The organism is Kitasatospora putterlickiae (assembly GCF_039527695.1).
Taxonomy (GTDB): Bacteria; Actinomycetota; Actinomycetes; order Streptomycetales; family Streptomycetaceae; genus Kitasatospora; species Kitasatospora putterlickiae.
The window spans coordinates 41,872-47,958 of the sequence record NZ_BAAAKJ010000020.1; the positions used below are offsets into that span (position 1 = coordinate 41,872).

The window sequence follows — 6,087 nt, forward strand, 5'->3', positions numbered from 1 at the left end:
CCCCGCCCCGCCACCCGGGGGACGGGGGGCGGGGCGGGGCCGTGAGCGGCGTCCGGTGGTTCCGGGGGTCAGGCCTTGGTGACGTCCTCGATCTCGTCGTCGTCCTCGCGACCGGGGGTCTTGAGGTCGAACTTGACGATCGCGAAGCGGAAGAGGAAGTAGTACAGCGCGGCGAACGCCAGGCCGAGCGGGATGATCATCCACGGGTCGGTGGCCTTGTTCCAGGCGAGCAGGTAGTCGATCAGGCCGCCGGAGAAGGTGAAGCCGTCGTGCACGCCGAGCGCCCAGGTCACGGCCATCGAGACGGCGGTGAGGATGGCGTGGATCACGTACAGCAGCGGGGCGATGAAGACGAAGGCGAACTCGATCGGCTCGGTGACACCGGTCACGAAGGAGGTCAGCGCCAGCGACAGCATCATGCCGGTGACGGCCTTGCGGCGGTGCGGCTTGGCGGTGTGGGCGATGGCGAAGGCGGCGGCCGGCAGGGCGAACATCATGATCGGGTAGAAGCCGGCCATGAACTGTCCGGCGGTCGGGTCGCCGGCGAAGAATCGGGTCAGGTCGCCGTGCACGACGGTGCCGTCGGGCTTGGTGAAGTCACCGGTCTGGAACCAGGCGAAGGAGTTCACGAACTGGTGCATGCCGACCGGCAGCAGACCGCGGTTGACCAGGCCGAACGCGCCGGCGCCGAACGCGCCCGCCCCGATCAGGGTGTCGTTCAGGCTCTTGATCGCGTCACCGATGGGGCCCCAGGTCAGGGCGAACAGCACACCGACGGCGGTGCCGACGAAGGCCATCATGATCGGGACGAGGCGGCGGCCGTTGAAGAAGCCGAGCCAGTCGACCAGCTTGGTGCGGTGGTACTTCTGCCACAGCACGGCGCTGAGCAGGCCGATCACGATGCCGCCGAGGACTCCGGGGTTCTGGTACGTCGCTGGGACCCACTTGCCGTCGGCGATGTGGCCCTCCGCGATCGGGAACGCGGTCAGCACGTTCTTGTAGACCAGGAAGCCGACCAGGGCGGCGAGGGCGGTCGAACCGTCGGCCTTCTTGGCGAAGCCGATCGCGATGCCCACCGCGAAGAGCAGCGGCAGGTTGTCGAAGACGCCGTTGCCGGCGGTGAGGAAGACCGCGGCGACCTTGTTCCAGCCGAGGCCGTCCTTGCCGAAGACGTCGTCCTGGCCCAGGCGCACCAGCAGACCGGCGGCGGGGAGGACGGCGATCGGCAACTGGAGGCTGCGGCCGATCTTCTGCAGACCCTGGAGCAGGTTCTGGCCGAACTTCTTCGTGGGACTCGGCGTGGCCGGAGCCGCGGCGGGCGACGGTGCCTGCGCAGACTGACTCATGGGGGTGGCTTCCTAACGGCAGGGGCGGGTCGGTCGGGGGAAGGTGCACAGGGGGCGCCGAACCGCGAACTGGTCTACACCACACGTGGTGTAGACCAGTTTTGTAGCACGGGTGGAGGAGGCGGGGAACCCTCGAAAGCGCCGCAGATGGGAAGCGCTATGAAATCGAAACCTACTTGTGGATCGGCGATCTTGATTACCCGCCGTGTTTGGCATTTTGGCTATTTGCGCAACAAAAAGCCGAGCCGGCCGAGCGCTCCACGGCACGTCACCGGCCGGTCACCGACCGACCGCGACGCCGGACCGGAGGGCGTTCCGTCGCGGGACCAACGGCCCGAGCGGATATGCCGAAGGCCCCCGGACCGAAGTCCGGGGGCCTTTTCGGATTGTGTTCGGTGACGCTCGGTTTATGCCTTGGTCACGTCCTCGACCTCGCTCTCGGGTTCGCGCCCCGGGGTTTTCAGGTCGAATTTCACGATGATGAAGCGGAACAGCGTGTAGTACACGACGGCGAAGGCGAGGCCGATCGGGATGATCAGCCATGGCTTGGTGGCGAGGCTCCAGTTGATCGCGTAGTCGATCAGGCCGGCCGAGAAGCTGAAGCCGTCGTGCACCCCCAGCCCCCAGGTGACGGCCATCGACGCACCGGTCAGCAGGGCGTGCACGCCGTACAGCGCGGGGGCGATGTAGGCGAAGGAGTACTCGATCGGCTCGGTGACGCCGGTCACGAAGGAGGTCAGGCCGACCGAGAGCATCAGCCCGTAGATCTCCTTGCGGCGGTGCGGCTTCGCGGCGTGGGCGATGGCCAGCGCGGCGGCCGGCAGCGCGAACATCATGATCGGGAAGAAGCCCGACGTGAACTGCCCCGCGGTCGGGTCGCCGTTCAGGAAGCGCGGGATGTCGCCGTGCACGATCGTGCCGTCCGGCTTGGTGAACTCGCCGAACTGGAACCAGACGAAGGTGTTCAGCAGCTGGTGCATGCCGATCAGCAGCAGCGCCCGGTTGAACACGCCGAAGATGCCCGCGCCGCCCGCGCCCAGATCGGCGAGGTTCTGGCTGAACGAGTTCAGGCCGCGGCCGATCGGCGGCCACACCCAGACCGCCACCACGGCCAGCAGCATGCCGACCAGGGCGGTGATCATCGGTACCAGCCGGCGGCCGTTGAAGAAGCCCAGCCAGTCGACCAGCTTGGTGCGGTGGAAGCGCACCCAGAGCCAGGCCGACATCAGGCCGAGCAGGATGCCGCCCAGCACGCCCGGGTTCTGGTACGTCGCGGCCGCCGCCTTGGCCGAGGTGTAGTCCACGCACTGGTCGCTGACCAGCACCGTCCCCGCCGCGCAGTCCTCCGGGAAGGCGTGCAGCACCTTGTAGTAGACGAGGAAGCCGACCACCGCGGCCAGCGCCGTCGAGCCGTCGGCCTTCTTCGCCATGCCGATCGCGACGCCGATGCAGAACAGCAGGGGCAGGCCGAGCGAGGAGTCCAGCAGCGCGCCGCCGGCCGCCGCGAACACCTTGGCGACGTTGTTCCAGCCCAGGCCGTCCTTGCCGAAGACGTCGTCCTGCCCGAGCCGGTTCAGGATGCCGGCGGCGGGGAGCACGGCCACCGGCAGCTGGAGCGAGCGGCCCATCTTCTGGAGGCCGCCGTAGAAGGTGTGCCACCACGTGGTTCGCGGTGCTGTGGCGCCTGCCGAACTCATCCTTCGCCCTCCGAGCGCAGTGGCCGTGCGGCGGTCCTCGCCGGGACCCCCGGGCGGGGACCGGGAACACCCGGGGTCCTTCCTGCGTTCACCGGAGTACACATATATTGGTGTAGACCACTTTGGGACGCAGGCCGCACGCCGGGAGACGGGCCCCACTGCTCGTCATCCTCGGGTGCCGACCCGGGGCGTGCGCGCCGGAATGGGCCATAAGTGGACTGACGTGGCATATCGGCCCGGCTCGGGTCATGCTGGTCGCGCCGCTCGGGCAGCGCGCCGCGGCAACGACCCACCACCGACCACACGTCACCCGCGACCGAGGTCACAGCGCAGGACGGCACCCGGCAGAGCAGCCGACGGGCCGAGACAGAGGGAGAAAGCAATGGCCAGCAAGGCTGAGAAGATCGTCGCCGGTCTGGGCGGCATCGACAACATCGAAGAGGTCGAGGGCTGCATCACCCGCCTGCGCACCGAGGTCAAGGACGCCTCCCTGGTCAACGAGGCCGCGCTCAAGGCCGCCGGGGCCCACGGCGTCGTGAAGATGGGCACCGCGATCCAGGTCGTCATCGGCACCGACGCCGACCCGATCGCCGCCGACATCGAGGACATGATGTGAGCTGAGCCCACCAGGCTCACCTCCCCACGGCCCGCCGACCCCTCCGGTCGGCGGGCCGTGGCACGCCCGGGCACCGGAGCCCGCCCTCCCGGGCAGACCCGGACGCCTCGGGACGCCTCGGGGCGTACCCGGAGCACCCGCCGAAACCGACTACGCTCGGTGCCTATGTCACGCATCGACGGCCGCACCCCCGACCAGCTCCGCCCCGTCACCATCGAACGGGGCTGGAGCAAGCACGCCGAAGGCTCCGTCCTCATCTCCTACGGCGACACCAAGGTGCTGTGCACCGCCAGCGTCACCGAAGGCGTCCCGCGCTGGCGCAAGGGCAGCGGCGAGGGCTGGGTCACCGCCGAGTACTCCATGCTCCCGCGCGCCACCAACACCCGCGGCGACCGCGAATCCGTCAAGGGCCGCCTCGGCGGCCGCACCCACGAGATCAGCCGGCTCATCGGCCGCTCGCTGCGCGCCGTGGTCGACCACCGCGCCCTCGCCGAGAACACCATCGTCCTCGACTGTGACGTCCTCCAGGCCGACGGCGGCACCCGCACCGCCGCGATCACCGGCGCCTACGTCGCCCTCGTCGACGCCGTCTCCTGGGCCCGCGAGCGCAAGCTGCTGCGGGCCAAGGGCAAGCCGATCACCGGCGGCGTCAGCGCCGTCAGCGTCGGCATCATCGACGGCGTCCCGATGCTCGACCTCCAGTACGAGGAGGACGTGCGCGCCGAGACCGACATGAACATCGTCTGCACCTCCGACGGCCGCTTCGTCGAGGTCCAGGGCACCGCCGAGGGCGCCCCCTTCGACCGCGCCCTGCTCGACCGGCTGCTCGACCTCGGCACCCTCGGCTGCGCCGAGCTCGACGAGGTGCAGCGCAAGGTCCTCGGCGAGCTGGAGGCCTGACCCCCCGAGGGTCCCCTCTACCCCCTGAGGCACCCCTTCCGGTTCGGTTTCCGGAAAACCCCGGGCTCCGGGCCCGGCCGCTGTACAGGCCGGGCCCGGAGCCCGTACGGTTCCCGCAGCACCCGTGGCGGGAACCGCGCACCCCTCAGCGCGCGTCCTTCCCTTCCGGATACCCGCGCACCCAGGAGGACCGGATGCCCCAGAGCATCACCCGCCCCGCCATGCTCGCCGTGGCCGGACTGATCGCCATCCTCCCGCTCAGCGCGGTCAGTTGCGCCGCCGCCCAGAAGGCGATCGACTGCGGCAACACCGCCGTCAAGATCACCGGCGACATCAACGAGGTCAGCAACGCCTACAGCAACGCGAGCAACGACGCGGCCGCCGCCGGGCAGGCGCTGCAGAAGCTGAAGAACGACCTCGACCAGCTGGGCAAGAACTCCAAGGACACCGACGTCGCCCAGGCCATCACCGACCTCAGCACCCAGGTCGACAAGGTCCAGCAGTCGGTCAACAACAAGCAGGTGCCGGACTTCAAGCCGCTCGGCGACGCCGCCTCGAACCTCACCAAGGTCTGCACCGGCTGACGCGTCGGCCGGCGCGGGGCCGCGCCGTTCGCCCGGTTTAGGGTGGCTTCATGACCACTCGACTCATCCTCGCCACCCGTAACCAGCACAAGGTCGCCGAGCTGCGCGACATCCTCGGCGACGCCGGCCTGGACGTCGAACTGGTCGGCGCCGACGCCTACCCGGAGATCCCCGACGTCCCCGAGACCGGCGTCACCTTCGCCGAGAACGCCCTGCTCAAGGCGCACGCCCTGGCCCGCGCCACCGGCCTGCCGGCCGTCGCCGACGACTCCGGCCTGTGCGTGGACGTCCTCAACGGCGCCCCGGGCATCTTCTCCGCCCGCTGGGCCGGCAGGCACGGCGACGACCGCGCCAACCTCGACCTGCTGCTCGCCCAGCTCTCCGACATCGCCCCCGGGCACCGCGGCGCCCACTTCTTCTGCGCCGCCGCCCTCGCCCTCCCCGACGGCACCGAGCGCGTCGTCGAGGGCCGCCTCCTCGGCACCTTGCGCACCGCCCCCGCCGGCACCGGCGGCTTCGGCTACGACCCCGTCCTCCAGCCCCTCGGCGAGACCCGCACCTGCGCCGAACTCACCCCCGCCGAGAAGAACGCCATCAGCCACCGCGGCCAGGCCTTCCGCGCCCTCGCCCCGGTGGTCAAGGACCTGATCGCCTGACCCCGCGCACGACGAAGGCCCGCTCGGAGATCTCTCCGGGCGGGCCTTCGTTTTGAAGCCCAGTGCGGCCTGAGGGATTCGAACCCTCACGGGATTTCTCCCACGGGCACCTAAAACCCGCGCGGCTGCCCTTTCGCCAAGGCCGCAAGGCCTTCAGTCTAGGCGCTCGCGAGGTGCGGGAACACCGCCATTTCGGCTCGCGGGGCGGTCTCGGCGCGGCATCCGGTGCCGTGACCCGCGCACGGTTCCGGGCGGCCGGGTCCGGCGGTTGCGGGGCGGCCGCTTCGA

At 70.1% G+C, this 6,087-nt stretch carries 6 protein-coding genes and 1 tRNA gene; 4 read left to right on the forward strand and 3 right to left on the reverse strand.

The features are described from left to right. Positions 1–68: 68 nt before the first annotated feature. Both ABD308_RS02460 and ABD308_RS02465 read right to left on the reverse strand, forming a co-directional pair. On the reverse strand, positions 69–1,346 hold the full coding sequence (locus ABD308_RS02460; protein WP_344324756.1) for a PTS transporter subunit EIIC: 1,278 nt from the start codon (positions 1,344–1,346) through the stop codon (positions 69–71). Positions 1,347–1,753: 407 nt separating this feature from the next. Further along, a complete protein-coding gene (locus tag ABD308_RS02465; protein ID WP_344324759.1) occupies positions 1,754–3,043 on the reverse strand; it encodes a PTS transporter subunit EIIC in 1,290 nt (429 codons plus the stop codon). A gap of 382 nt (positions 3,044–3,425) precedes the next feature. Here ABD308_RS02465 and ABD308_RS02470 point away from each other — a divergent pair, with 382 nt between their 5' ends. The 4 genes from ABD308_RS02470 to rdgB all read left to right on the forward strand — a co-directional run bounded on the left by ABD308_RS02470 (position 3,426) and on the right by rdgB (position 5,799). Beyond that, the gene (locus ABD308_RS02470) at positions 3,426–3,659 is read left to right on the forward strand and encodes a PTS sugar transporter subunit IIB (RefSeq protein ID WP_063349220.1); all 234 of its coding nucleotides are present in this window, start codon (positions 3,426–3,428) and stop codon (positions 3,657–3,659) included. A 165-nt stretch (positions 3,660–3,824) separates the two neighbouring features. Further along, positions 3,825–4,559: a ribonuclease PH gene (gene rph / locus ABD308_RS02475; protein ID WP_344324771.1), complete on the forward strand. Its 735-nt coding sequence runs from the start codon at positions 3,825–3,827 to the stop codon at positions 4,557–4,559. Positions 4,560–4,753: 194 nt separating this feature from the next. After that, entirely contained in the window at positions 4,754–5,143 is a 390-nt protein-coding gene (locus ABD308_RS02480; RefSeq protein ID WP_344324774.1) for a hypothetical protein, read from the forward strand. A 50-nt stretch (positions 5,144–5,193) separates the two neighbouring features. Then, complete coding sequence (gene rdgB / locus ABD308_RS02485) at positions 5,194–5,799, forward strand: RdgB/HAM1 family non-canonical purine NTP pyrophosphatase (protein ID WP_344324778.1); 606 nt, start codon at positions 5,194–5,196, stop codon at positions 5,797–5,799. Positions 5,800–5,862: 63 nt separating this feature from the next. Here rdgB and ABD308_RS02490 read toward each other — a convergent pair. Further along, positions 5,863–5,945 (reverse strand) — tRNA-Leu (locus ABD308_RS02490). Between the last annotated feature and the right edge of the window lie 142 nt (positions 5,946–6,087).